At 69.3% G+C, this 25930-nt stretch carries 25 protein-coding genes and 1 riboswitch; of the genes, 13 read left to right on the plus strand and 12 right to left on the minus strand.

Going from position 1 to position 25930, the window contains the following annotated elements:
* Positions 1 to 4: 4 nt before the first annotated feature.
* From G361_RS0103795 to G361_RS42210, 3 genes are all read right to left on the minus strand, one after another.
* Positions 5 to 1699 carry a bifunctional UDP-sugar hydrolase/5'-nucleotidase gene (locus tag G361_RS0103795; protein WP_052172619.1) on the minus strand — a complete coding sequence of 565 codons (1695 nt, stop codon included), beginning with the start codon at positions 1697 to 1699 and terminating at the stop codon, positions 5 to 7.
* A gap of 86 nt (positions 1700 to 1785) precedes the next feature.
* A complete protein-coding gene (locus G361_RS0103800; RefSeq protein WP_019925721.1) occupies positions 1786 to 2457 on the minus strand; it encodes a heme oxygenase (biliverdin-producing) in 672 nt (223 codons plus the stop codon).
* Between the two features lie 117 nt (positions 2458 to 2574).
* Complete coding sequence (locus tag G361_RS42210; RefSeq protein WP_019925722.1) at positions 2575 to 2997, minus strand: SRPBCC domain-containing protein; 423 nt, start codon at positions 2995 to 2997, stop codon at positions 2575 to 2577.
* Positions 2998 to 3170: 173 nt separating this feature from the next.
* Here G361_RS42210 and G361_RS42215 point away from each other — a divergent pair, with 173 nt between their 5' ends.
* Both G361_RS42215 and G361_RS0103815 read left to right on the plus strand, forming a co-directional pair.
* Entirely contained in the window at positions 3171 to 3707 is a 537-nt protein-coding gene (locus G361_RS42215; RefSeq protein WP_155981288.1) for a PadR family transcriptional regulator, read from the plus strand.
* Positions 3704 to 5089: a DHA2 family efflux MFS transporter permease subunit gene (locus G361_RS0103815; RefSeq protein ID WP_019925724.1), complete on the plus strand. Its 1386-nt coding sequence runs from the start codon at positions 3704 to 3706 to the stop codon at positions 5087 to 5089. The genes G361_RS42215 and G361_RS0103815 overlap by 4 nt, the downstream gene beginning before the upstream one ends.
* A 4-nt stretch (positions 5090 to 5093) precedes the next feature.
* Here the strand turns inward: G361_RS0103815 and G361_RS0103820 are convergent, their stop codons facing one another.
* The 3 genes from G361_RS0103820 to rfbC form a co-directional block, all read right to left on the minus strand.
* The gene (locus G361_RS0103820; RefSeq protein ID WP_019925725.1) at positions 5094 to 5819 is read right to left on the minus strand and encodes a TetR/AcrR family transcriptional regulator; all 726 of its coding nucleotides are present in this window, start codon (positions 5817 to 5819) and stop codon (positions 5094 to 5096) included.
* 22 nt (positions 5820 to 5841) lie between these two features.
* Entirely contained in the window at positions 5842 to 7068 is a 1227-nt protein-coding gene (locus G361_RS0103825; RefSeq protein ID WP_019925726.1) for a cytochrome P450, read from the minus strand.
* A gap of 151 nt (positions 7069 to 7219) precedes the next feature.
* The gene (gene rfbC / locus G361_RS0103830; protein ID WP_081635284.1) at positions 7220 to 7846 is read right to left on the minus strand and encodes a dTDP-4-dehydrorhamnose 3,5-epimerase; all 627 of its coding nucleotides are present in this window, start codon (positions 7844 to 7846) and stop codon (positions 7220 to 7222) included.
* 128 nt (positions 7847 to 7974) lie between these two features.
* Between rfbC and G361_RS42220 the strand changes: the two genes are divergently transcribed.
* Positions 7975 to 8526 carry a phosphatase PAP2 family protein gene (locus G361_RS42220; RefSeq protein ID WP_196814407.1) on the plus strand — a complete coding sequence of 184 codons (552 nt, stop codon included), beginning with the start codon at positions 7975 to 7977 and terminating at the stop codon, positions 8524 to 8526.
* Between the two features lie 5 nt (positions 8527 to 8531).
* Here G361_RS42220 and G361_RS0103840 read toward each other — a convergent pair whose 3' ends face one another.
* Complete coding sequence (locus G361_RS0103840; RefSeq protein WP_231386773.1) at positions 8532 to 9410, minus strand: nuclease-related domain-containing protein; 879 nt, start codon at positions 9408 to 9410, stop codon at positions 8532 to 8534.
* A gap of 134 nt (positions 9411 to 9544) precedes the next feature.
* Complete coding sequence (locus G361_RS0103845; protein ID WP_019925730.1) at positions 9545 to 11221, minus strand: GMC oxidoreductase; 1677 nt, start codon at positions 11219 to 11221, stop codon at positions 9545 to 9547.
* 107 nt (positions 11222 to 11328) lie between these two features.
* Here G361_RS0103845 and G361_RS0103850 point away from each other — a divergent pair, with 107 nt between their 5' ends.
* The 7 genes from G361_RS0103850 (at position 11329) to gcvP (ending at position 18448) form a co-directional block, all read left to right on the plus strand.
* A complete protein-coding gene (locus G361_RS0103850; protein ID WP_019925731.1) occupies positions 11329 to 11970 on the plus strand; it encodes a CDP-alcohol phosphatidyltransferase family protein in 642 nt (213 codons plus the stop codon).
* Between the two features lie 105 nt (positions 11971 to 12075).
* Positions 12076 to 12474 (plus strand): glycine cleavage system protein GcvH, encoded by a 399-nt coding sequence (gene gcvH / locus G361_RS0103855; protein ID WP_019925732.1) that lies wholly within the window; start codon positions 12076 to 12078, stop codon positions 12472 to 12474.
* A 168-nt stretch (positions 12475 to 12642) separates the two neighbouring features.
* Positions 12643 to 13122 (plus strand): FHA domain-containing protein, encoded by a 480-nt coding sequence (locus G361_RS0103860; RefSeq protein WP_019925733.1) that lies wholly within the window; start codon positions 12643 to 12645, stop codon positions 13120 to 13122.
* Positions 13123 to 13136: 14 nt separating this feature from the next.
* Positions 13137 to 13943, plus strand: coding sequence for a MerR family transcriptional regulator (locus G361_RS0103865; protein WP_026342655.1), 807 nt, complete (start codon positions 13137 to 13139; stop codon positions 13941 to 13943).
* Positions 13944 to 14015: 72 nt separating this feature from the next.
* Positions 14016 to 14489, plus strand: coding sequence for a bifunctional nuclease family protein (locus G361_RS0103870; protein WP_026342656.1), 474 nt, complete (start codon positions 14016 to 14018; stop codon positions 14487 to 14489).
* 173 nt (positions 14490 to 14662) lie between these two features.
* Positions 14663 to 15256 carry a MerR family transcriptional regulator gene (locus G361_RS0103875; RefSeq protein ID WP_052172620.1) on the plus strand — a complete coding sequence of 198 codons (594 nt, stop codon included), beginning with the start codon at positions 14663 to 14665 and terminating at the stop codon, positions 15254 to 15256.
* A 59-nt stretch (positions 15257 to 15315) separates the two neighbouring features.
* Positions 15316 to 15408, plus strand: a riboswitch (glycine riboswitch).
* 187 nt (positions 15409 to 15595) lie between these two features.
* Complete coding sequence (gene gcvP / locus G361_RS0103880; protein ID WP_019925737.1) at positions 15596 to 18448, plus strand: aminomethyl-transferring glycine dehydrogenase; 2853 nt, start codon at positions 15596 to 15598, stop codon at positions 18446 to 18448.
* A 12-nt stretch (positions 18449 to 18460) separates the two neighbouring features.
* Here gcvP and G361_RS0103885 read toward each other — a convergent pair whose 3' ends face one another.
* The 3 genes from G361_RS0103885 to G361_RS42225 all read right to left on the minus strand — a co-directional run bounded on the left by G361_RS0103885 (position 18461) and on the right by G361_RS42225 (position 21081).
* Positions 18461 to 20143, minus strand: a complete 1683-nt coding sequence (locus tag G361_RS0103885; RefSeq protein WP_196814408.1) for a VWA domain-containing protein — start codon at positions 20141 to 20143, stop codon at positions 18461 to 18463.
* 108 nt (positions 20144 to 20251) lie between these two features.
* Complete coding sequence (locus G361_RS0103890) at positions 20252 to 20512, minus strand: WhiB family transcriptional regulator (protein WP_019925739.1); 261 nt, start codon at positions 20510 to 20512, stop codon at positions 20252 to 20254.
* Positions 20509 to 21081 carry an HNH endonuclease gene (locus G361_RS42225; protein WP_052172724.1) on the minus strand — a complete coding sequence of 191 codons (573 nt, stop codon included), beginning with the start codon at positions 21079 to 21081 and terminating at the stop codon, positions 20509 to 20511. The genes G361_RS0103890 and G361_RS42225 overlap by 4 nt, the downstream gene beginning before the upstream one ends.
* A 728-nt stretch (positions 21082 to 21809) precedes the next feature.
* On the opposite strand from G361_RS42225, the gene G361_RS0103905 reads away from it, so the two are divergent.
* Genes G361_RS0103905 through G361_RS0103915 form a run of 3 tightly spaced genes read left to right on the plus strand, consistent with a single transcriptional unit; the run spans position 21810 to position 23621 of the window.
* Entirely contained in the window at positions 21810 to 22991 is a 1182-nt protein-coding gene (locus tag G361_RS0103905) for an inorganic phosphate transporter (RefSeq protein WP_026342658.1), read from the plus strand.
* A gap of 11 nt (positions 22992 to 23002) precedes the next feature.
* Positions 23003 to 23305, plus strand: a complete 303-nt coding sequence (locus tag G361_RS0103910) for a hypothetical protein (protein ID WP_019925743.1) — start codon at positions 23003 to 23005, stop codon at positions 23303 to 23305.
* Between the two features lie 10 nt (positions 23306 to 23315).
* Positions 23316 to 23621, plus strand: a complete 306-nt coding sequence (locus G361_RS0103915) for a DUF3349 domain-containing protein (protein ID WP_019925744.1) — start codon at positions 23316 to 23318, stop codon at positions 23619 to 23621.
* Between the two features lie 96 nt (positions 23622 to 23717).
* On the opposite strand, the gene G361_RS0103920 is transcribed toward G361_RS0103915, so the two are convergent.
* Positions 23718 to 25901 (minus strand): malate synthase G, encoded by a 2184-nt coding sequence (locus G361_RS0103920; RefSeq protein WP_019925745.1) that lies wholly within the window; start codon positions 25899 to 25901, stop codon positions 23718 to 23720.
* Positions 25902 to 25930 lie beyond the last annotated feature (29 nt).

A 25930-nucleotide genomic window follows, 5' to 3' on the forward strand; every position in this document is an offset into this window, starting at 1 on the left:
CCGGTCAGCGGCGCTCGATCCGGCCCGACGGCGGCTGGACCGATCCCCGGGTCTGCAGATAGGACTCGAGGGCGTCGAGATCGGTCGGGCCGACCGCGGTCTGGCTGCCCTGGGTGAACACGGTGAAGCCGTCACCCCCGGCGGCGAGGAAGTTGTTCGTCGAAACCTGGTACGAGGCAGCCGGATTCAACGGCTGCCCGCCGATGTGGACGCTGCCCGGCACCACCTTGTGCCCGGCCGGCGCCGCGTCGTCGTAGGCGTAGGTGATCCCGGCGACGGACAGCACGCCCGGCTTGCTGACGTTGTTCCATTGCTGTTCCAGCAGATTCACGATCTGATCGCCGGACAGCCGCACGGTGACCACCGCGTTGCCGAACGGCTGCACCGTATAGGCCTGTTCGTAGGTGATCGCCCCGCCGGTCAGATCCGCCCGCACCCCACCGGGATTCATGAAGGCGGCCACCGCCTGCGCCGGCGCCATCGCCGACAGCATCGCGTCCGCGATCACGTCGCCGAGCGGGGAGTCACCCGCCGGCGCCGGTTCCATCGGCAGCGGTCCGGCGGAGTCGCCGATCACCCGCTTCGCGCGCGGCTCGGCCTGGGCCGCGAAGAAGTCGACCAGTTTCGCGGCCGCCGGATCGGCGGTGATGTCGTGGGTGACCACCCGGTTCACCGCCGAGGCGTCCACCGTGCCGTCGTGGAAGCGCAACGTGATGTCGCTGATCAGGCGGCCGTAGGAGGAGGCCTGGGTGACCACCTTCCCGGCGATGGTGCAGTTGTACGCCTGGTGCGTGTGACCGGTGATCAGCACCCGCACCGCGGGATCCACCCGCTGCGCGAGCGTGGTCACGTTGCCGGAGATGTCGGCGCAGGCGTTGTAGTCGACCGGACCGCCGTGGGTCTGCTGGCTGCCGCCGTCGTGCAGCAGCGCCACCACGGTCTCGGCGCCCTCGGCGCGCAGTTGCGGCACCGCCTTGTTGATCGCGTCGACCTCGTCGCCGAAGTGGAAGCCCTGGATGCCCTGCGGCATCACGATGTTCACGGTGTCGGGGGTGACGACGCCGACGACCCCGATCTTGTGCCCGCCGACGGTGAGCACGGTCGACGCCTTCAGTCCGGGCGGCAACTGCCCGTTGCCGTCGGTGACGTTGGCGGCCAGGTAGGGAAAGCTCGCGCCGCGGAACGGCTCGCCGGGGGAGCAGCCGTCGGGTGCGCAGCCGCCGCGCTGCAACCGCGTCAATTCCGGTACGCCGTGGTCGAATTCGTGGTTGCCGACCGAGGACGCGGCGGTGCCGATCGAGTTCAGGAAGTCGATGGCGGGCTCGTCGTGGAACAGCGCGGAGACCAGCGGGCTGGCGCTGACGTTGTCGCCGGCCGAGAGTACCGCGCTGTCCGGATATTTCGCCTTCAGCTTCGCCAGGTGCGCGGCCAGATACGCCGCCCCGCCCGCGGCGTAGGTACCGACGTGCCCGTTGGTTCCGGTGGGCGGCTGCAGATTTCCGTGCAGATCGTTGATCCCGAACAGATGGACCTCGCCGGATCGGGCGGCGGGCAGGTTGTCGGTCGAGATCAGCGGCACCGTCCCCGGCGGCGCGGGGGTGGTGGACGCCCCCGTTCCGTCGGATCCGCCGCAGCCGGCGACCAGCAGCAGCCCTGCCACCGCGGCACACGCGGCTACCAGACGACAGCGAACGTTCATGTCTACAGACTCTGGCAGACCGCGTTGGCGCCCGCGCTACGGACAGGTGAACTCCGCACCGGCGCAACCGTTCCGAGTCCCGGCGCTCACCCCTCGCGGCGCACCGGGAACTCGGCGGCCAGCTCCCGGAACATGGCGGTGTTCAGCGTGAAGGCGTTGCGGCACTCCCCGAGCACCCGCTGCCGTTCCAGGTCGTCGACGGGCAGCTCGTCCAGCAGGACGCGGTACTCCCGCTTGAAGGCGGCCGGATTCGGGATGTGGTCGAAGACGTAGAACCGCACGCCGTCACCCCGTTTCGGCAACTGCCACAACTTCTCCGCGGTGCCGCGGATGACCTGCCCGCCGGACAGATCGCCGAGATACCGGGTGTAGTGATGGGCGACGTAACCGGCGGGCCAGGTCCGCGCGCACTCCTCGATCCGCGCGGCGTACTCGGCGGTCGACGGCAGCGGGGCGATCCCCTCGCGCCAGTCCGGCCCGCCGAGATGGGCCAGATCCTCCGCGAGCGCCGCGAGCCGGGCCAGCTCGGGCCGGACGAACCGCCCGGCGACCGGATCGGCGGCGAGGGTGTCCCAGTGCGCCTCGAGCGCGCGGTACACGTGCCACAGCTGCCCGGTGTAGCGGTAGAAGGCCTCCACTCCCAGCGCTCCGCCGAGCAGATCGCCCATGAACGTGGAGTTCTCGGCGTCGGCGTGCTGTTGCGCGGTGGCGGTGCGGATCTGCGTGGAGAACGGAACGGTTTCGATGGTCTCGGGCATGTTCGCTCTCGTCTCGCGCGGCGGTGAGTTTGGGTTACCTAACTTCACATCCGACCATACGGCCCGGACCGACCGAGCGGCATCCAACTTTCGGATGGTTCGGCGGCCGACGGCCGGTCAGTCGAGGGGGAGGCCGGATTCCAGGTAGGTCCGCAGGTCGGTGAGCAGGCGGGTCCAGATGCGGGCGGCCTCGTCGAGCTGGTCGTCGGGGAGGTCGCGGTGGGTGACGGTGACGCGGACGCGCAGGCCGCTGAGCGCGATGTCGACCTCGACCACCGAGGTGCGCTCGGCGGCGCCGGTCTCCCCGGGCCGGGCCCAGGTGTGCACGAAGCGGCGGGGGCGGTCGATCTCGAGGATCGTGCCGAGGAAGTCGGCGGTGCCGTCGCGGCGCTGTTGCCGCCAGACGCCGCCGCGTTCCCAGTCGGCGACCGTGCGGCGATCCCGGTACCGTCCGGTCACCTCGGCATCGGTGAGCGCGACCCAGACCAGTTCCGGCAGGCTCGCGATCTCGACGGCGTGCACGACCTTCGGCGCATCCACTCGGTGCCGTCCTCTCCCGCGGGCTGCGGCGCTTCCGCGTTGTTCCGCGCAACCGTACCGCGATCGGTGGTGCGGTTCCGTGCAGTCGGGCGAGTCGATGGTCGTGGCGTGCCGCTCCGGGAAAGGCGGGCCGGACCTGGCTATTCCAGCTGAACATAGGTTACGGTGGACTAGTGTCCTATGTCGAAGTGCTGATCCTGCGGCATCTCATGCGCGGCCCGGCCCACGGGTACGACCTGCGCAAGCACGTGGAGGAGAACACCGGGGTGGTGCTGAACAACAACGCGCTGTACCCGGCCCTGCGGCGGTTCGAGGAGGCCGGCGCCGTCACCAAGGAATCGGAACAGGTTCCGGGCCGGCCGGTCCGGCACGTCTACACGCTGACCTCGACCGGTCGGGAGCTGTTGCAGGACCTGCTGGCCGAGCTGCCGGCCGATCAGGCCGGTGACGAAGCGGAATTCCTTACGCGCGCGGCACATTTCGCGATGCTGACGGTGCCGGAGCGGCTCCGGGTGCTGGACGTCCGCGAGGCGGCGGTGCGCCGGCAGCTGGAGCAGGTGCGCGGCCAGGCCGCGCGCACCACACCCGCGGAATGGGGCCGCCGGATCGCGGCGGAGATGGTCCGCCGCGGCGAGGCCGAACTGGTGTGGCTGGCGCAGCTGCGCCGCCACGCGCACACCGAACCGGTACTGCCGGAAGGGGAATCGTGACGACCACCACCGCGACCGCGCCGCGCCTCGGCCCGGTCACCCAGTACGCGCTGCTGGCCGGGCCGCTGCTGTCCATGCTGGACTCCAGCATCGTGAACGTGGCGGTGGCGCCGATCGCGGCGCGGCTGCACACCGATCTGACCGCCGTGGGCTGGACGGTCAGCGGATATCTGCTGGCCATGGGTGCGGGCCTGGCCGCCACCTCGTATCTGGCCCGGCGGTTCGGGACGCTGCCGGTGTACCGGACGGCGCTGTTGCTGTTCACCCTCGCCTCGGTGGCGTGCGCGCTCGCCCCGACCATCGGCTTCCTGGTGGGAGCCCGTGTGTGCCAAGGGCTTTCGGGTGCGCCGCTGGTGCCGCTGGCGATGAGTATGCTGCTCGGCAACGGCGGCGCGACCCGGTCCATGTCGCCGATCGGCGGGATGCTGTTGTTCCTCGGCCCCGCGCTCGGGCCCAGTGTGGGCGGCGCGCTGATCGGCAGCGTGGGCTGGCGGGCGATCTTCCTGATCAACGCGCCGCTGGGCCTGCTCGCCGTCCTGGCCGCGCTGCGGATCCCGCCCGCGCTGGCCCCCGGCCGCACCGCCGGGGTGCGATTCGATCCGGTCGGGCTGACGATGCTGGCGGCGGGGCTGACGGCCCTGCTCTACGGCACCGGCCGCGGCGGGGAACACGGCTGGTCGGCGCCGGGCGCCTGGGTGCCGATCGCCGTCGGCGCGGCGTTGTTGCTCGCCTACACGGGCTGGGCCGGCCGCCGGGAACATCCGGCCCTGGACCTGAGCGTCGCCCGGTATCGCAGTTCCGTTCTCGCCCTGTGCCTCTGCGCGGCGGCCTCGATCGTCACCTTCGCCGCGGTCTTCCTGCTCCCGGTGTTCCTGCAGACGGCGCAGGGACATTCGGCGCTGGTGACCGGTCTGGCGATGCTGCCGCAGGGCATCCTCACCGGCCTCGGCACGGTGCTGGGGCAGCGGGTGCTGACCCGGATTTCGGTGCGCACCACCGTATTCGCGGGATTCACGGTCCTCGCGGTGGCGAGCGCGGCGATGCTAGCGATCGGCGCGCACACCCCGATCGCGGTCACCGCCACCATCCTGGCCGCGCGGTCGGTCTCGGTGGGCCTGGTGATCACGCCGCTGCTCGCGGTGCTGGTGCAGCCGCTGCGGCCCGAGCGGCTGGCCGACGCCAACACGCTGTTCAGCATCTGGCAGCGCATCGCCGGATCGTTCGGCGTCGGCGGCGTCGCGAGCTGGTACGCGAGCGCAGCGGTCCGGCACGGACCGGTGGTCGCGCTGCATCAGACCGCGTGGGGCCTGATCGCGCTGGCCACGGTCGCGATCCCGGTCGCGCTGGCGCTGCCCGCCACCCGCAACACGGCGCTGCTCTGAGGGGTCAGGACCCGGCCAGTCCGATGCTGCGGGCCAGATCGACCAGCGTCGCGTCGAACAACGCGTCCGGATCGCCCAGCGGCATCGGATAATTGCCGAACACCTCGAGGGTGACATGCCCGTACAACCGGGCCCAGAACTGGATCATCAGATAGGTGACGCCCAGATCCAGCTTCTCGGCCGGGAAGTCGGGGCCCTCCTCGCCGAGGACGGCCAGCAGTTCGGACTGGAACTTCACCAGATCCTCGCGCAGCCCCTGCGGAATCGCCTCCGGCGCCGGGGTGACGATGTCGTAGGCGGCCAGCAGCCGCCCGGCCGCGCCCAGGAACACCCGGCCGAACGGTTCGTCGAATTGCCGCATGGCACTGGGGTTGTCGCCGGCGGGCGAGGCGAACACCAGCGTGAACTCCCGGGCGTGCCGCAGCGCCCACTGCCGGAAACCCTTGCAGATGGCGAACAGTTGCACCACGCCGTCGTCGGGCAGCGCGGTGAGGTCGGCCGCCAGTTCCGCCGCGAGATCGGCGCAGATATCGCTGCGCAGCGTGCCGACCAGTTCGTCGCGGGAGGCGTAGTAGCGGTACAGGGCGGGTGCGGTGATGCCCAGGCTGCGCGCGATCGCGCGCAGGGTCACCGCCTCGGGGCCCTGTTCCACCAGCAGGGCACGCGCGACCCGCCGGATGTCCGCGTCGCTGACGGCGGGCATCCGGCCCCGGCGCCCGGGTGTCGTCATGCCGGGCCCATCGGTGTGCAGCTCATTCGTAGGCAACCTGCCAGCTCTTGATTCCGTTCAACCACCCCGAGCGTAGCCGCACCGGATCGGACAACTGCCGCAGGTTCGGCATCACGTCGGCGACGGCGTTGAAGATCAGGTCCAGCTGCAGCCGCGCCAGGTTGGCGCCCACGCAGTAGTGCGTGCCGGTACCGCCGAATCCGACGTGCGGGTTCGGGTTCCGCAGCACGTCGAAGCGGAACGGATCGGTGAAGTGGTCCTCGTCGAAGTTGGCGGAGGCGTAGAACAGCCCGACCCGCTGTCCGGCGCGGATCGCCTGACCGCCGATCTCGGTGTCGGACAACGCCGTTCGCTGGAACGCGATGACCGGGGTGGCCCAGCGCACGATCTCGTCGGGCGCGGTGCCCGGCCGCTGCTCGCGGTAGAGCTCCCACTGGTCGGGGAAGTCCAGGAAGGCCTTCATGCCGTGGGTGGTGGCGTTGCGGGTGGTCTCGTTGCCCGCCACCGCGAGCAGGATCACGAACCAGGCGAACTCCTCGGAACCCAGTGCCTCACCGTCGATGTCGGCGGTGACCAGCTGGCTGACGATGTCGTCGGCCGGGCACTTGCGCCGCTCCTCGGCGAGATTCCAGGCGTAGCCCATGATCTCGGCCGTGGCGGTCATGTGGTTACCGCCGACGCTCGGATCGTCGTAGCTCATCATCTGATTCGACCACTCGAACAGCTTGCCGCGGTCGGACTGCGGGACGCCCAGCAGTTCGGCGATGGCCTGCAACGGCAGTTCGCAGGCGACCTGCTGGACGAAGTCGCCGCCGCCGGACTTCTTGGCCTCGTGGACGATTCGCTCGGCGCGGTCCTGCAGGGCGGCGCGCAGGCTCTGCACCGCGCGCGGGGTGAAACCCCGGGAGATGATGCGGCGCAGCTTGTCGTGCGCCGGCGGATCGGTGTTGACCAGCATGGCCCGCTGGATATCGATCTCCGGGCGGCTGATCTCGCCGGAGAACCGGATCACCGCGGTATTGGCGTTGGTGGAGAACACCTCCGAGTTCTTGGAGATCTCCTTGATGTCCGCCAGCTTGCTGACCACCCAGTAGCCGCCGTCGTCGAATCCGGAGACGCCGTCGGGCTGATCCACCCACCACACCGGCGCGCTGCGGCGCAGCTGGGCCCACTCCTCGACGGGTAGCCGGCCGGCGAGCAGATCGGGATCGGTGAAATCGAAATCGTGCGAGATGGACGGTGTGGTCACGGCGTCTCCTGCCTGGAATGCGGCGCTGCGAGACCCCTCCCGGAGTGCGCGGAACCTCGCCCGCGAGCCCTCACGTCACCGCGATGTGGAACACGTTCGCGCTAGTGAACCACACCCGCGACCATTTGTGAACGGGTATTAATAAATATCGTTAACTTTTTTGACAGGGCGGTCGGCCGGGTGTTTCGGCCCCGAGCGTGACCAGCAGATCCGACCAGCTGCCGGCGGCCCGATCGCCCGGCGAGACGACCGTCACCGGCTCCGGCCACTCGATGGCCAGCTGCGGATCGTCGTAGGCCACGGCCAGGTCCTCGCGCGGGTTGTGCGGACGGTCGGTGCGGTAGCACACGTCGGCCACCTCGGACAGCGTCTGGAAGCCGTGCAGGAACCCCGGCGGGATGTACAGATGCCGGAAGTCGTTGTCGTCCAGCAGGAATGCCTCGTGGACGCCGAAGGTCGGCGAACCGGGCCGGATGTCGACCAGCACGTCGTACACGCTGCCGCGCGCGCACCGCACCAGTTTCGCCTCGCTGCGCCGGGACCGGCCGTGCAGCCCGCGGATCACGCCCTGCACGGATCGGCACTGGAAATCCTGCACGAATCCGGCCGCCACCCCCGGGACCCCCAGATGCGCGTCGAGTTCGTCGGCGTCGAAGGTACTGGTGAACACCCCGCGGTCGTCGCGAAACGGCTGCGGCGTCAACACCAGCACATCGGCCAGATCGGCCTGCTCGATCACCACCAGCACATGGTGCCACGATGAACGGCCGGTGACCATGGGCCGCAACGTTTTCCGCCAGTGATTGCCAGGAATGCGCGCGGCGATCGCGGCGGGTGCGCCGGACCGGTTATCGTCGGGCGCGTGCCCGACCGATCCCGGACCTCCGCCTGGCCGCCGTCGTGGCCGTGGGCGTGCTGGTGACCGTCCTGGTGCCGCTCGCGATTCCGGCCGGCGGCGGCCCGGCCGGCGCCGACCGGGGCCTCGAGGGCGTCCTGCAGCGCGCCTGCGAGCGCGACCCCGGCCTGTTCCGGGCACTGGTGATCCCGAGCGACGGCTACGTGCTGATCCCGCTGCTGCTGCTCGGTGTGCTGTGGTACGCCCGCCGCGGCGATCTGTTCGCCGCCGGATTCCTGCTGGTGGCACCGGAACTGGCGGTCGCGATCAACACCTGGGCACTGAAACCGTTGTGGCACCGGCATCTCCACCACTATCTCGCCTATCCCAGCGGGCACACCGTCCAATTCGTGGCGATCGCAACGGGTTTCGTCCTCGTCGCGGCGGACGGCCGGACGCGGATCGCCGTGGGGGTGACGGCCGCGGTGGTGCTGGTGCCGGTCGCGGCGGGCATGGTGGGACTGGGCTACCACCACCCCACCGACATCGTCGGCGGGGCGGCGGCCGCCGTCGCGCTGGTGTCCGCGATGTACCTCGGCGCGGATCGGCCGCGGCGGCGCTGAACCGGTCAGGTCACCGCGTGCACGACCACCGTCAGCACGAACCAGATGATCCAGGCCACGGCCACCAGCATGCCGAGCGCCAGCATCACCCGCAGCAGCGTCTGGCCCAGGTCGAGGCCGTCCGACCGGCGCGGATACAGCTCCCACGGGCTGTACCAGGGCATCGTGAACGGCAGCGCGCCGGCGGCCTCCGCCGCGGAGACGGCCTGCTCCTCGTGGTACGCCTCCGCCTGCGCCTGCAGCGGGCCGCCGCGCCACAACGTGGTGTCGACCGGCCCGCCGAAACCCTCGGCGACCAGGTCCTGCGGCGACGGCAGATAGGGCAGGATGCCCAGGCCGCGGAAGGACAGCGCCACATCGTTGACCGTCCACTGCGCGCGGCCCAGTGAGGCCTGCGCCTCCAGATGATCGCGCAGCCGGATCGGGGTGTCGCCGAGCAGCACCTGCAGCGCCGGATCGTGCCACAGCTGCTGCACCCGCAGCCGGGAACCGGCCGGCGGGATCACCAGCACCACACCGAGTATCACGCGCTGACCGAGGCCGCGCGCGGCCAGCCAGCTCTGCAGCGCGAAGGTGTGCTCGAGCGACATCTCGGTGGGACTGCGCCGGCCCTCACCCTCGAGGGTGACCGGCCGGCCGCCGACCCGCCACGGGCCGTGCGGCGGCACCTCGAGATCGCCGGAGACCTGCTCGACCAACGCCTCCGCCTCGATGACCACACAGGTGGTCGGCGTCCAGATCACGGCGTCGAACTGATGCAGCCGCTCCTGGTAGAACAGGCTGCAGTTCACCGTCGCCACGCCGTGCGGATCGGCCGGATCCTTCCACTGCCGCAACCACTCGATCAACACCCGCTCGGCCTGGGTGCCGGCGGCATTCTGCACGCGCACGAGCATTGCGACCCGCCCTTCCCTCGACACTCGTCATCCGAAAGCATAAGTGCCCGCGAGGGTTCCCCACGCGATCCGGCCGCGATCCGGCGCGCCCGCGCCGCCGCGGCGGTGGCGCGGGCACGGATTCAGCGCAGCGGGACGATCGGCAACCGCAGTGCGCCCGGGGCGAATTCGGGCACGGCCGGCTGGGCCGGGACCACCGGCAGGATCCGCCGGTACCGGCTGCCGAGTTCGGGACGCGGATCCGGCTCACCCTTGTTGGGCCAGAACGCCATTGCGCGCTCGGCCTGTGCGGTGATGGTCAGCGACGGGTTGACGCCCAGATTCGCGGTGACCGCGGAGCCGTCGGCGATGTGCAGCCCGGGATGCCCGAACATCCGCTGGTACGGGTCGACGACCCCGGTGTCCGGGCCCTCGCCGATCACGCAGCCGCCGATGTAGTGCGCGGTCGCCGGGATGTCGAAAACGTCGGTGACCAAGCCCTGCGCATCGCCGTCGACCTTCTCCGCGAACCGGCGCGCGATATCGTGCGCGGCCGGGATCCAGGTCGGATTCGGTTGTCCCGTACCCTGTTTCGTCCGCAGCCCGCCCCAGCGCCGGAACGAGGTGAGCGAGTTGTCCAGCGACTGCATCACCAGCAGGATCACCGACTTCTCCGAGGCGTGCCGGGCGTTGAGGCTGCGCAGGTAGACCCCCGGATGGGTGAACATCGCCAGCAGGAAGCGCAGGAACCGGAACGCGCCGCCGTCGACCATCGGCGTCGACAGCGGGAACAGCGCGTTCTGGCCCTTGCCGTAGTGACAGACCTCGATGTGGGTGTCCGGTTCGGGATGGATCGAGGAGGTGATCGCGATACCGTCGGCGAAATCGCGCCGGGTGCGGCTGAACACGTTCAGGATGGCCTCGGAATTGCTCCGGGTCAGCTCGCCCAGCCGCGGCGAGATCCGGGGCAGCACCTTGTCGTCGCGCATCTTGTGCAGCAGCTTCTGGGTGCCCAGCGCGGCCGCGGCGAACACCACCTGCTCGGCGGTGAAAGTCCTGCGGTGCTTGCGAATCCAGCGATCCGAGCGCTGCGTCTCGATGGCGTAGCCGCCGCCGACCATCGGGCGCACCCGGGTGGCGGTGGTCAGCTGGAACACCTTCGCGCCGCCGGCCTCGGCCAGGTACAGGTAGTTGGTCGGGGTGGTGTTCTTGGCGTTGTGCGGGCAGCCGGTGAAACAGCGCGCGCAGTGGATGCAGCCGCTGCGCCGCGGGCCCGCCCCGCCGAAGTAGGGGTCGTCCACCTCCACGCCGCGGTTGCCCTCGTTGAAGAAGACGCCGACGTTGGTGGTGTGGAACGTGTTCAGCACGCCGAGGTCCTCGGCGATATCGCGGATCACCTCGTCGGCGGGGGTCATGCGCGGGTTCGGGGCGACGCCGAGCATCCGCTTCGCCTGGTCGTAATAGGGCGCGAGTTCGGACTGCCAGTCGGTGATGTGCGCCCACTGCGGGTCGCGGTAGAAGTTCGGCAGCGGCTCGTACAGGGTGTTGCCGTAGATCAGCGAGCCGCCGCCCACGCCGGCGGCGGAGAACACGGCGCACTTGCCCAGCACGCTGATCCGCTGCGGGCCGGTGAGGCCGAGCCGCGGGGCCCAGATGGACTTGCGGATGTTCCAGTTGGTGTCGGGGATGTCGTCGGCCTCCCACCGGCGACCGGATTCGAGGACCGCCACCCGGTAGCCCTTCTCGGTGAGGCGCAGCGCGCTCACGCTCCCGCCGAAGCCGGAGCCGATCACCACGACGTCGTAGTCGAAGTAGGGCATTGTCGTCCTCTCACCCCTGCATGAAATAAATCGTGCCTCATTGTGTCAGTCCGTTCCGGCGCCCCCGCCGCGGCGTGGGGAAATGGCGGTCACCGCAGGTTTAGGGTATGCAACTGGCTGTGACGAGTGAACCCCCGGACGCCGTGGCCGAGGAGGCCGGCGCCGACCGGATCCTCACCGTGCCGAACGCGTTGAGCGTGCTGCGGTTGATCGGTGTTCCGGTGCTGTTGTGGCTGCTGCTGGTGCGGCACGCCGACGGGTGGGCGTTCGCCCTGCTGATCGTCAGCGGCTTCACCGACTTCCTGGACGGGAAACTGGCCCGGCTGCTCGACCAGTCCTCGCGGCTGGGCGCGCTGCTGGACCCGTTCGTGGACCGGTTGTACCTGGTGGCCACGGTGATCGGCCTGCTGCTGCGCGACATCCTGCCGTGGCCGGTGGTGGTGCTGCTGATCGCCCGGGATCTGGTGCTGACCGCGACGCTGCCGATCTACCGGCGCCGCGGGCTGTCCCCGCCGGAGGTGATCTACCTCGGCAAGGCCGCCACCTTCGCGCTCATGTCGGCGCTGCCGTGGCTGCTGGCCGGCCACATGGACTGGCCGTTGCGGGGTTTCGGGCACGCCTTCGGCTGGGCACTGCTGGTGTGGGGCGCGGTGGTCTATCTGTGGACCGGACTGCTGTATCTCGGCAAGGCCGTCGCGGTGGCCCGGACGGTCGCGATTCCCACCGGTGAACAGCCGCAACGCACCTGATCCGCACCGGTACGCCGGCTGCGGGGTGGCCGGGGTCGCGGTGTCGGCGGGAGCCGATACAGTGAGCACGACGCCGTCGAGAGATCGCCCGAAAGGACATCGCCCGTGACCCACCTTCCCGAGGATCTCCGGTACACAAAGGAGCACGAGTGGGTGCTTCGCGTCGATCCGACCCGGGTTCGTGTGGGTATTACGGATTTCGCTCAGTCACAGCTCGGTGACGTCGTCTTCGTGCAGCTGCCGGCGGTCGACACGGCGGTCACCGAGGGCGAGAGCATCGCCGAGGTCGAATCCACCAAGAGCGTCTCCGACATCTATGCTCCGCTGAACGGGAAAGTCGTTGCGGTGAACGAACTTCTGGACGCCGAACCCGAGACGGTCAACACCGATCCGTATGGTGACGGATGGATGTTCGAGCTGGAGTTCGACGACGCTTCCGCACTGGCCGATGCGGTCTCGAAGTTGCTCGATGTCGCAGGTTATCAAGTAGTTATTGGGGGCTGAAGCCGCCTTCACAGTTCTACCTGCACGGGTACACCGTGGCAGGGTACGGTCAATGCCAACAGATGTGCCGGCGGCCGTGCCGGAATCTTCATGGGCGCGACAGCCGGTCGCGTTGGGTAACGGCTTCGGGATGCTTGTACGGATAACGGTTCGAGGAGGAGAGCAAGGGTGAGCGAGAACAAAGACCCGGGTTACGGGGAGAGCGCGGCCGAGACGACATCGGTATTCCGTGCTGACTTCCTCAACGAGGTCGACGCGTCGCGCTCCGGTGAGCAGACCGGCGAGCAGCCGGTCCAAGGGGTAGAGGGCCTGCCGGCGGGTGCGGCTCTCTTGGTTGTCAAGCGCGGCCCCAATGCCGGCTCGCGCTTCCTGTTGGATCAGCCCACCACATCGGCCGGGCGCCACCCCGACAGTGACATCTTCCTCGACGATGTCACGGTCAGCCGCCGTCATGCCGAATTCCGTCAGGACGACGACACCTTCCAGGTGGTGGACGTGGGCAGCTTGAACGGCACCTACGTGAATCGGGAGCCGGTGGATTCCTCCGAATTGCAGAACGGTGACGAAGTCCAGATCGGCAAGTTCCGTCTGGTGTTCCTGACCGGTCCGCGTGCCGCCGCGAGCGATTCGGCGGCGGGCGCTCTGTAATCAGGGCCGCCCAGATGACTGGCGCAGCGCAATGGACGCGCGGAGGCATGTCGATCGGCTCCGTGCTTGATTTGCTGCGTCCGGACTTTCCGGACATCACGATTTCGAAGATCCGCTTCCTCGAATCCGAGGGGTTGATCAGCCCGGAGCGCACGCCTTCGGGTTATCGCAGGTTCTCCGTGACCGACGTCGAACGACTCCGGTTCGTATTGACGGCGCAACGGGATCAGTATCTGCCGTTGAAAGTGATCAAGGAACAACTCGAGGCGATCGACAGCGGCGCCGCGACGGTCGGGGTGCGCGAGGCGCGCGCCCGGGCCGGCGGCGCCGGCGCGAGTGGTCCGGGGCGTGCGCCCGGCGCCGCCGACGCGCAGGTCACACCCCTGACCCCGCGGCGGCTGGGTGTGGTTCCCGGTGAGGTCTCACCGGACGAGCTGCGAACCGACCACGAGATCCGGGTCACGAGAGGCGATCTGCTCGCCCGGGCCGGGATCGATGAGAAATTCCTGACCGAACTCCTGCGCGCCGGTCTGATCACCCCGGGGCCCGCCGGATTCTTCGACGCCGAGGCCGTGACGCTGGCCCGCACCGCCCGCGCGATGAGCGAATTCGGTTTGGAGGCAAGGCATCTGCGCGCGTTCAAGCTGGCCGCGGACCGCGAGGCCGCGATGGTCGCGCAGATCGCCGCACCCATCGCCAAGAGCCGGGACGCCGGCGCCCGCGCCCGCGCCGAGGAGACGGCCCGCGAGTTGGCGGCGCTGTCGCTGACCCTGCACACCTGCCTCGTGAAGACGTCGGTGCGGGCCGCCCTCGGCGGCTGAAATCTTCGCCTAGACTCGGTGATACGGCCGACACTGCTCGGCGGTCGGCGGAGTCATGGGAGGCGAGACAGCATGAGTGAGATGCGTGTTATCGGCATTCGGGTCGAGCAGCCTCAGAATCAGCCCGTGCTGTTGCTCCGCGAGGTTGCCGGTGATCGCTATCTGCCGATCTGGATCGGCCAGGCGGAGGCGACGGCGATCGTCCTCGAACAGGAGGGCGTCACGCCCATCCGTCCGCTCACACACGACCTGATCAAGATCCTGATCCACGACCTGGGGCACACCCTCACCGAGGTCCGGATCGTGGATCTGCGGGAGGGCACGTTCTACGCGGATCTGGTGTTCGAGAACGGCCTGCGGATCTCGGCGCGGCCCTCGGACTCGGTAGCCATCGCGTTGCGGGTGGGTTGCCCGATCCACGCGGAGGAGCCGGTGCTGGAGGAGGCCGGTCTGGTCATGCCGGACGAGAAGGAGGACGAGGTGGAGAAGTTCAAGGAGTTCCTCGAATCCGTCTCGCCCGACGACTTCAAGGCGACCGACAGCTGATCGAACCCTCCAGTAGAGGTTGAAAAACTCGCCGTGCGCGGTGTTTGGTCGGCGCCTGTGCTACCCGGACAATCGAGGGAGTAGCCTCGACAGTTGGGCCGTGGTGGCGCCGCAGCGGCCGGAGCCACCCATCGGGGTTGTTTGTTCTACGGTATGCAGTGAGGGAGTGGCCAGTGGGAGACCAACCGCAGCAGACGACTGCATCCGGGGCGCGGCCTGCCGCAGCTGTTCAGCCGGGACTGTTCCCGGACGATACGGTTCCCGATGAATTGGTCGGTTATCGCGTTCCCAGCGCCTGCCAGGTCGCCGGGATCACCTACCGGCAACTCGACTACTGGGCCCGTACCGGGCTGGTGGTCCCCTCGATCCGCGGCGCCTCCGGTTCCGGTAGCCAGCGGCTCTACTCGTTCAAGGACATCCTGGTCCTGAAGATCGTCAAGCGGTTGCTGGACGCGGGTATCTCGCTGCAGAACATCCGCATCGCCGTCGACCACCTGCGCAGCCGCGGGGTCGAGGATCTGGCCGGCATCACCCTCTTCTCCGACGGCACGACCGTGTACGAATGTGCCTCGCCGGAAGAGGTGGTGGATTTACTGCAGGGCGGCCAAGGCGTCTTCGGTATCGCGGTCAACGGCGCGATGCGGGAGCTCACCGGAGCGATCGCCGCGTTCCCGGGCGAACGTGCCGAGGAACACACCGCCTCCGAACGACCCGAGGACGAGCTGGCCTTCCGGCGTAAGGTCCGCCTCAACCGCAAGACCGGTTAGGTCACGGCCGGAGTCGGAAACATGATCGACACGCCCGCGTGTCTACACTGAGGGTGCGTCGCCGCCGTGCGGGAGAGTTCCGGTAGTTCCGGACGCCGAAGGAGCAGCACCTCCCCGTCAATCTCTCAGGCACCAGGGACCGTACGGAGTTTCGACGCCTCTGGAAAGTGATGGCCGCACACAATGCGGGCCATCCGCCCATGGGGAAAGGGTGCTGTCGTCCGCGTGCGCGGTGCGGTGGCCCCGAATCTCTCAGGCGCCGCGACAGAGGGGGAGGGCCGAAGTTGCCGTCGCCCTGCGAGCAGGGTGATCCGCCCGACCCTCTGCGCAGGAGCTGCCGTGACCCGACCCTTCGCCGACCGCCACATCGGACCCGACGCCGACGCCCTCGCGCACATCCTCGCCACGATCGGCGTCGCCGGTCCGGAGGAGCTGGCCGGACAGGTCGTGCCCGCCGGCATCCTCGACCCCGCCGGCGAGGACGGCCTCGACGTACTGCCGCCGGCCGCCTCCGAACACGAGGTGCTCGCCGAGCTGGCCGCCCTCGCGCATTCGAACACCGTCGCCACCTCGATGATCGGCCTCGGGTACTACGACACCCTGACCCCGCCGGTCCTGGTCCGCAGCCTGCTGGAGAATCCGGCCTGGTACACCGCCTACACGCCGTACCAGCCCGAGATCAGCCAGGGCCGGCTGGAGGCCCTGCTCAACTTCCAGACCATGGTCTGCGATCTGGCCGGGATGGAGGTGGCCAACGCCTCCATGCTGGACGAGGCCACCGCGGCCGCCGAGGCGATGACCCTGTTGCAGCGGGCCAATCGCGGTAACACCTCGCACCGCCTGCTGATCGACACCGATCTGTTCCCGCAGACCCGGACCGTGCTGTACACCCGCGCGGAACCGCTGGGCATCGAGATCGTCGAGGCGGATCTGAGCGCCGGCGAGCTGCCCGCGGGGGAGTTCTTCGGCGTCCTGCTGCAGACCCCGGGCGCATCCGGCCGGGTCGTGGACCGGACCGCCGTGATCACGGCCGCACACGACCGCGGCGCGCTGGTGGCCGTCGGCGCCGACCTGCTGGCGATGACACTGATCGTGCCGCCCGGTGAACAGGGCGCCGACGTCTGCTACGGCACCACCCAGCGCTTCGGCGTACCGCTCGGCTTCGGCGGGCCGCATGCCGGCTACCTCGCGGTCCGCACGAAATACGCGCGGCAGCTGCCCGGCCGGCTGGTCGGGGTCTCCGTCGACGCCGACGGGCACACCGCCTACCGGCTCGCGTTGCAGACCCGGGAGCAGCACATCCGCCGGGAGAAGGCCACCAGCAACATCTGCACCGCGCAGGTCCTGCTGGCCGTGGTGGCCGCGATGTACGCGAGCTACCACGGCGCCGACGGGCTGCGCGAGATCGCCCGGCGGGTGCACGGGCATGCCCAGTGGCTGGCCGCCGGGCTCGGCGACGCGGTCGTGCACGAGACCTTCTTCGACACCGTGCTGGTGCGGGTGCCCGGCGGCGCGGAGGCCGTGATCGCCAAGGCCAAGGGCCGCGGCATCAACCTGCGGCCGGTCGACGCGGATCATGTCGCGATCGCCTGCGACGAGGCGACCACCGACGTGCACGTGGTCGCGGTGCTGGACTGTTTCGGCGCCGAGATCCCGGTCGGCCCGGAAGGTGCGGTGGCACACGGACATCCGGGTGCGCCGGGCAGTCACCGCCGCCCGCACGTCGAGAACCGCACCTCGCCGTTCCTGACCCATCCCGCCTTCACCCGGTACCACACCGAGACCGCGATGCTGCGCTACCTGCGGCGGCTCTCGGACAAGGACATCGCGCTCGATCGCAGCATGATCCCGCTGGGCTCGTGCACGATGAAGCTCAACGCGACCGCCGAGATGGAGCCGATCACCTGGCCCGGTTTCGCGCGGCTGCATCCGTACGCGCCCGCGGAGGATGTGCCGGGCCTGCTGCGGCTGATCGCCGATCTGGAGGGCTGGCTGGCCGCCGTCACCGGCTACGACCGGGTCAGCCTGCAGCCCAACGCGGGTAGTCAGGGCGAGTACGCCGGACTGCTGGCGATCCGCCGCTACCACCTGGATCGCGGTGACGCGCATCGCGACACCTGCCTGATCCCGTCCAGCGCGCACGGCACCAACGCCGCCTCGGCCGCCATGGCCGGGTTGCGCGTGGAGGTGGTGAAGTGCCGCGACAACGGCGACGTCGACCTCGACGATCTGCGCGCCAGGATCGCCGACCACGCCGACCGGCTGGCCTGCATCATGATCACCTATCCGTCCACGCACGGCGTGTACGAGCACGAGGTCGCCGAGCTGTGCGCGCTGGTGCACGACGCGGGCGGTCAGGTGTACGTCGACGGGGCCAACCTCAACGCCCTGGTCGGCCTCGCCCGGCCGGGCCGGTTCGGCGGCGACGTGTCACATCTGAACCTGCACAAGACCTTCTGCATCCCGCACGGCGGTGGCGGTCCCGGCGTCGGGCCGGTCGCGGTGCGCGCGCATCTGGCGAAGTACCTGCCCGGCGATCCGTTGCAGGCCGGATCGCACGCGGTGTCCGCGGCCGAGTACGGCTCCGCCTCGATCCTGCCGATCACCTGGGCCTACATCCGGATGATGGGTGCGGACGGGCTGCGCCGCGCCACCCTCACCGCCATCGCCTCCGCGAATTACCTTGCGCGACGGCTGGATCCGCATTTCCCGGTGCTGTACACCGGGGAGGGGGGCATGGTCGCCCACGAATGCATCCTGGATCTGCGCGAACTCACCAAGCGCACCGGCGTCACCGTCGACGATGTCGCGAAACGCTTGGCGGACTACGGTTTCCACGCGCCGACCATGAGCTTCCCGGTGGCCGGCACGCTGATGGTCGAGCCCACCGAGAGCGAGGATCTCGCGGAACTCGACGCCTTCGCCGACGCCATGATCGCGATCAAGGCGGAGATCGATCAGGTGGCCGCCGGGGTCTGGCCCGCCGACGACAATCCGCTGCGCGGCGCCCCGCACACCGCGGCCTGCCTGGTCGGTGAGTGGGACCATCCGTACAGCCGGGAGGTCGCGGTCTATCCGCAGGGTGTGCAGCACGCGCGGGCCAAGGTGTGGCCGCCGGTGCGGCGCATCGACGGCGCCTACGGCGACCGCAACCTGGTGTGCAGCTGCCCGCCGATCGAGGCGTACGCCTGAGCGGGTCGCCGCTCAGGACGTGGTGAGCGCCTGCGAGATCGCCGTGCCGAACTTCAGGTCATCGGAGCTGGTCAGGCTGGTGTAGGTGCCGTTGGCCTGCTGGGCGAGGGTTTGCAGGGTCTGCGAGCCCTTGCCGCCGACGACGATCACATCGATGCGGATCGGGTGCGCGGAGTCGGCGAGGGCGGCGATATCGGACAGCAGCTTGGGGCCGGTGATCGCGGAGTCGTCGTTCGGGCCGCCGGTGATCAGCAGGATCGAGTTGGTGTGGCCGTCCGCGTAGTTCTTCACGGCGTTCTTGTAGGCGGCCTCGAGCGTGGCGTAGGTGCGGTCGGTCTTCACCTCGTCGGGGCTGACGGTGCTCAGCGACTTCGCCAGTTCGGTGCGGTGTGCCGGGGTCAGCGGGGCGGTGGCGCCCTGGACCTGGTAGGCGGCGGCGCCGTCGCCGTCCCCGCCGGCGCCGAGATCGGAGTAGGTCCACACGCCCAGCCCGAAATCGGCGGGCATCACGTCCATCGTGGACTGCAGCGCGCCGAGGGTGTTGCCGAGCCGGGTGAGCACACCGTCCTTGGCGGCCATACTCGCCGAGGTGTCGATCAGGACGGTCGCCTGCACGCCGAGCACCGGCTTGGCCAGTACGGAACGCACCTGGTCCAGCACCGGCTTCGCGGTGACCGGCAGCGGTGCGGCGGGCGGGGCGGCGAAGCCGGTGTCGGTGAACAGCTTCTGCTGGTCGGGGGCGTGCAGGTAGTCGGCGAACACGCCCGCGACCAGGTTCTGGGTCTTGTCCACCCAGGATCCGGTGAGCAGTGCCGCGGGATGATCGGCGACGGGGGCGGCGCCGGTGGGGTGATAGGCGGTGAGACCGCTGCCCTGCACCTGTTGTTCGGTGGCCGCGGTGGCGTGCACCGCGGCGTTGGCGGCGGTCGCGCCCGCGGCGGTGGTCAGCGCGGAGGAGCTGTCGGCGGTCTGCGGGGCGCCGGCGGCGAGCCGGGAGATGGCGGAGGTCACCTGGCCCGCGTGCGCGGTGTCGTCGGTGAGCGGATCGGAGCCGGACACCGCGGACCCGACCGCGAGCGCGGCGGCGAGGCTGCCGTCCCCGGCGGGCATCGCCATCCGCAGCCCACCCCAGCCGGACAGACCGAGCTCCGACAGCGAACCCTGTTGCAGCCGAGGCAGATCCGACCAGCTGACCTTCGCGGACTCCAGCGCCTGGCGCAGCTGGTCCGGGACCGCCAGCACGATCGGGCTGACCGCGACCGCGCCCGGGGTGCCCTGGATCAGGCCCGGCACCCGCATCGCCTCGATGGACCGCGACGAATCGGGAATCCACAGCGCGGGCTGCGTGCCCAGTTTCTGATCCCAGCCGGCGCCGAACGCGGCGACGACCGCGGCCGACGGCTGCACCGTGACCGCGACCGTGACGCAGTGGTCGCGGACGATCGGTTTGGTGGCGTTGTACCGGTCGGCGGCGGCCCGTACCTGGGCGGCGATATCGGGATCGACGGTGACGGGCAGGGACGAGGAGCCCTCCACACAGCCTTCGTGGGAGCTGCTCGCCTGCGAGTCGGCATGCTGCCGCAACCAGAACCAGCCGGTCACCACGGCGGCCAGCAGCACCACCGCGACCACGCCGGTAACCAGTCCCTTGCTCACGCCCCGGGAGCCGGTCACGCGACTGCGATGTGTACCCACGACGGACCAGTGTAGGGCGGTCCGAACTGCGGCGCGTCGCCCGTCCGGTACGGACCCCGGGCACGACGGACGACCGGATGTCCACCCGGGGACATCCGGCCGTCGGGTTCAGCGCCGGATCATCCGGCCACGGTCGTATTCGTGGCCGCCCCACACACCGGACTGGCCGGTGTTCGCCGCGAACTCGCCGCACTGGCGGCGGATCGGGCAACCCGCGCAGACCTCGCGCGCGTACGCGAAGTCCTGCGAGGGGTACGGGAACCACGCCTCGTGGTTCGGGTCGCCCTGGCAGGCGGCCTCCGCCCAGCTCTGCGAATCCGAGCGCGGGAGCAGATCCACCAGGGTCAGCTCCTGCAATGTGTCGGTCATGTCCGGATCCCTCCTGTCTCGGGAGTGGTGGGGGCGGCGGACAGGTTCTTCCAGATCCGCCGTTGTTTCTTCTCGATGTGGTTGGGCGCCTTGGGCTCCCACAACAGGCGCATACCCGCTTCCTCGGGGGTGCGATCGGCCTTGCGGCTGTTGCAGGGCGCACACGCGGCGATCAGATTGCCCCAGGTGTTGGGGCCACCGCGGCTGCGCGGCCAGATGTGGTCCACGGTCCGGGCCCAGCCGGCGCAGTAACCGCACCGGTTGCGGTCCCGCCGCAGTACTCCCGCCAGCGTCGCGCGGCTCTCGTCGTGGACGAGGACCTGATGCTCGAGGTGCACGTAGCGCAGCAGCCGGATGGTCTCCGGCAGCGCGAGCTCCAGATGCTTGGAACGGACCGGGAAATACGGCTCCCGGTTCGCGATCGACTCGGCCGCACCGCTGACCAGCAGCACCACCGCGCGCTCGGCGCCGATCTCGGTGAGCGCCTCGTAGGAGGCGTTCAGGACGAGTACGTCCGTGTGTATCCAGTTGTCGGGGGTGAGATTCGCCGCAGCGCGCTGCAATGACATGGGTGCCACCGTGTTTCGTGAAGGGATGAACGCGAGTCGAAGGAAAAGGGAAGGGCGCCGGTGGAACTCAGGCCCGGATTACGAGGCGGCCGCATACCGGACGATCCGGCAACTGCCGCCGCTGTTCCGGAAGATGCTGTCCGGCAACATCTGTCGTGGTAACGGGAAACTTCGAAGGCATCGGCCACCTCCCCTCGGAAACTCGGTGCGCGGCCCTGCCGGGCCGCCTGGTCATCGCCTTCATGGTGGCACAGCGGTACCCCCGCTGTCGGGTGATTTTTTCCGTCCCGCCGGGGGCCGCACGCACAGATGAGCCCCCTCGCCGTGTTGTACAACGAGGGGGCCCGGGAATTTGTTCCACCGCACCGGTGGAACCCGATATCAGGGCGACGCGCGCGTCACCGGGACATCGGCTGTCACAGGGGCATCGGACCGTACGACCCGGTCGACGCCCACGAGAACCAGGTGGCGACGCGCTGCACGATCAGGGCCACGACGTCGATGGCGGTACTGCCCATCGGATTTCCTCACATTCGGTTGACTATGAACCCCGGCAGCGTAACCGAAACGTTATGGCGTGGACAGTCCGTCCGGGCCTCGGGCGCCCGTCACCGGGGGATATCGGCCGGGTGGCGGCGATGCGACCGGAGGCGTTGTCCCGTTGAACGTCGTGTGAACTATTGTGCGGCCGGTATGCCGGTGATCGCGAGCAGTACGAAACTGATCGCGTGAGCGCAGAATTGCTTGTACTACTCATCGTTATAGTCACCGCGCTGGCGTTCGACTTCACGAACGGCTTCCATGACACGGCCAACGCCATGGCGACCTCCATCGCCACCGGGGCGCTGGGTCCGCGCACGGCGGTGGCGATGTCGGCGGTGCTGAACCTGGTCGGCGCCTTCCTCTCGGTCGAGGTCGCGAAAACGGTGTCCGGCGGATTGCTGAACATCAGCAACGTGCACCATATGGCGTTGTTGCACATCGTCTTCGCGGGCCTGGTCGGGGCCATCCTGTGGAATCTGATCACCTGGCTGTTCGGCATCCCGTCGAGTTCGTCGCACGCCCTGTTCGGTGGCCTGATCGGCGCCGCGATGGCGGCGCTGGGCGCCAGCGGCGTGATCTGGACCGGCGATCAGAAGACCGGCCTGATCAACAAGGTCATCCTGCCGGCGCTGCTGGCGCCGTTCGTCGCGGCCCTCGTCGCCGCGCTGGGCACCTACCTCGTCTACCGGCTCACCCGGAATTCGGAGGAAACCAAGGTGCGCAAGGGTTTCCGGATCGGCCAGATCGGTTCCGCGGCGCTGGTCTCGCTGGCGCACGGCACCAACGACGCACAGAAGACGATGGGCGTCATCTTCATGGCGCTGGTCGCCCACGGCACCTTCACCAACAAGGACGACATCCCGCTGTGGGTGAAACTGCTGTGCGCGCTGGCGATCGCCTCGGGTACCTACCTGGGCGGCTGGCGGATCATCCGCACGCTGGGCAAGGGCCTGGTCGAGATCGACTCCCCGCAGGGGTTCGCGGCCGAATCCTCCTCGGCGGCAATCATTCTCACCTCGGCGCAGTTCGGCCTGCCGCTGTCCACCACGCAGGCGGCCACCGGTTCCATCCTCGGCACCGGCCTCGGTAAGCCGGGTGCGGAGGTGCGCTGGGGCGTGATGGGCCGGATGGCGCTGGCCTGGGTCTTCACCCTGCCGCTGGCGGCCGTCGTCGGCGCCCTGTGCTGGTGGCTGGCCGACGCGATCGGCGGCATCGGTGGCGCGCTGGTCGATCTGGTCATCCTGCTCGTGGCGTCCGGCTACATCTTCCTGCGTTCGCGCAAGAACCCGGTCGACACCAGCAATGTCAACGCCGAATGGGAGGGCAGCTCGACGCCCGCCGCTCCCGCCACGCCGGCGAACGTCTAGGGGAATCACTGATGCATACCTTCTACGCCATCATCAAGTCCCTGGGCGAGGTGACCCTCATCGGTCTGCTGCTCGGTGCGGGCATTCCGCTGATCTTCGGTCTGGGAGTGCGCTTCTGGGCGCTGGAGCCGGCCGTCGCGGAGGGCGGCACGGCCACCGCGCGGCGCGGCAATCCGGCCGCCCAGGCGATCGCCTATATCTGCTTCGCCATCGTGATCATCGCGGTCGTCCTCGGCATCGTGTACGTCGCCAAGGACTTCATCAGCCACACCTTCGACATCCAGCTGTTCGGCGCCAAGCCCCCCAAGAAGTGAGCTCAATCGCATGACGAAGAACGTTTCCCTGCTGGAATCCATCCTGCGGTGGCTGCGGGCGGGCTACCCGCACGGCGTGCCGTCGGAGGACTACGTCGCGCTGTTCGCGATCCTGCACCGCCGCCTCACCGAGGCCGAGGTGGAGGAGGTCGTCGCGCAGCTGACCGCGGCCGATCCGGAGAAGATCGACGAGGCCGCGATCGGCGCGGCCATCACCGAGCTGGCGCACGAGCAGCCCGGCGACGACGATGTGGCCCGGGTGGCCTCGAAGCTGGCCGCCGGCGGCTGGCCGCTGGCGCACCCGGAACACCTGTGATCCGATCACCACACTGACCGGGACCTCCGGCAGCGTACGAAAACGGATGAGCCCCGGCCGATTCGGCCGGGGCTCATCGCTTCGGTGGTGCGGGTGTCAGTTCTTGGCGGCCAGCGCCTTCGCCTCGCGGCGGCGACGGTGCAGGATCGGCTCGGTGTAGCCGTTGGGCTGGGTGCCGCCCTCCAGGATCAGTTCCTTCGCGGCCTGGAACGCGACGCTGCCGGCGAAATCCGGGGCCATCGGCCGGTACTGCGGGTCGCCGGCGTTCTGCCGGTCGACCACCGGGGCCATCCGCTCCAGGCTCGTCACCACCTCGTCGGCGGTGACGATGTCGTGGCGCAGCCAGTTCGCCATCAGCTGGCTCGAGATGCGCAGTGTCGCACGGTCTTCCATCAACGCGACATCGTGGATGTCGGGCACCTTGGAGCAGCCGACGCCCTGGTCGATCCAGCGCACCACGTAGCCCAGGATGGACTGCGAATTGTTGTCCAGCTCGGAGCGGATCTCCTCGGCGGACCAGGTCGGGTCCGCCGCCAGCGGGATCTCCAGGATCTGATCGACGGTGGCGCGCGCGCCGCCGCGGGCGATCTCGGCCTGCCGCGCGAACACGTCCACCAGGTGGTAGTGGGTGGCGTGCAGGGTGGCGGCGGTCGGCGACGGCACCCACGCGGTGGTGGCGCCGGCGCGCGGGTGGCCGATCTTCTGCTGCAGCATGTCGGCCATCAGATCGGGCATGGCCCACATGCCCTTACCGATCTGCGCCTTGTGCGGCAGGCCGGTCGCCAGGCCCGTGTCGACGTTCCAGTCCTCGTAGGAGGTGATCCACTGCTGCTTCTTCATATCGGCCTTGCGGACCATCGGCCCGGCCGCCATGGAGGTGTGGATCTCGTCGCCGGTACGGTCCAGGAAGCCGGTGTTGATGAACACCACGCGGTCGCGCGCGGCGGCGATACACGCCTTCAGGTTGACCGTGGTGCGGCGCTCCTCGTCCATGATGCCGACCTTGAGGGTGTTGCGCGGCACGCCGAGCACCTCCTCGATCCGGTCGAACAGGTCGTTCGCGAACGCGACCTCCCGCGGGCCGTGCATCTTCGGCTTCACGATGTACACGCTGCCGGTGCGGGAGTTGCTGACCCGGGCCGCGCCGCGCAGCGAGTGCACCGCGATCAGCGAGGTGAGCAGGCCGTCGAGGATGCCCTCGGGGATCTCGTTGCCCTCGGGATCCAGGATCGCGTCGGAGGTCATGAGGTGGCCCACGTTGCGGACGAACAGCAGCGACCGGCCGTGCAGCGCCAGCTCGGAGCCGTCGAGCGCGGTGTAGACCCGGTCCGGATTCATGGTCCGGGTGAAGGTCTTGCCGCCCTTGCTGACCTCCTCGGCCAGGTCGCCCTTCATCAGGCCCAGCCAGTTGTGGTAGCCGAGCACCTTGTCCTCGGCGTCGACCGCGGCGACCGAATCCTCGAAATCCATGATCGTGGTGACCGCGGACTCCAGCACGACATCCTTGACGCCGGCGGTGTCGGTCGCGCCGATCGGCGAGGTCGGATCGATCTCGATCTCGATGTGCAGGCCGTTGTGCCGCAGCAGCACGGAACGCGGCGAGGCCGGGTCGCCCAGGTAGCCGACCAGTGCGGACGCGTCGGCCAGGCCGATATCGGTGCCGTCCTCGAGGGTGACCTCGAGTTCACCGTCGACGATCGTGTACGCCCGCGAGCCGATGTGCGAGCCGGTGATCAGCGGCACGGCGTCGTCGAGGAAGTTGCGGGCCCATTCGATGACCCGGTCGCCGCGGACCCGGTTGTAGCCGGAGCCCTTCTCGGCGCCGCCGGTCTCCGGGATGGCGTCGGTGCCGTACAGCGCGTCGTACAGCGAGCCCCAGCGGGCGTTGGCGGCGTTGATCGCGAACCGCGCGTTCATCACCGGCACCACCAGCTGCGGGCCGGCGGTGGTGGCGATCTCGTCGTCGACGTTCTGCGTGCCGATGGCGAAGTCGGCCGGCTCCTCGGTCAGGTAGCCGATCTCGACCAGGAATTTCTTGTACGCGGCCTTGTCGTAGCCGGTACCCGGGTTCTCGGCGTGCCAGGCGTCCAGCTTGCCCTGGATCGCGTCGCGCTCGGCGAGCAGTGCGCGGTTGCGCGGGGCGAGTTCGGTGATGATCGCCTCGGCACCGGCCCAGAACGCGGCGGAATCTACGCCGGTGCCGGGGAGCGCGTGGTTCTCGACGAAGTCGTGGAGAACGCTGGCCACCTGAAGCCCGCCGACCTGGATCCGCTCTGTCATCTACTGCCTCATTTCGAGAAAGCCGGATG

The organism is Nocardia sp. BMG111209, assembly GCF_000381925.1.
Lineage (GTDB): Bacteria > Actinomycetota > Actinomycetes > Mycobacteriales > Mycobacteriaceae > Nocardia.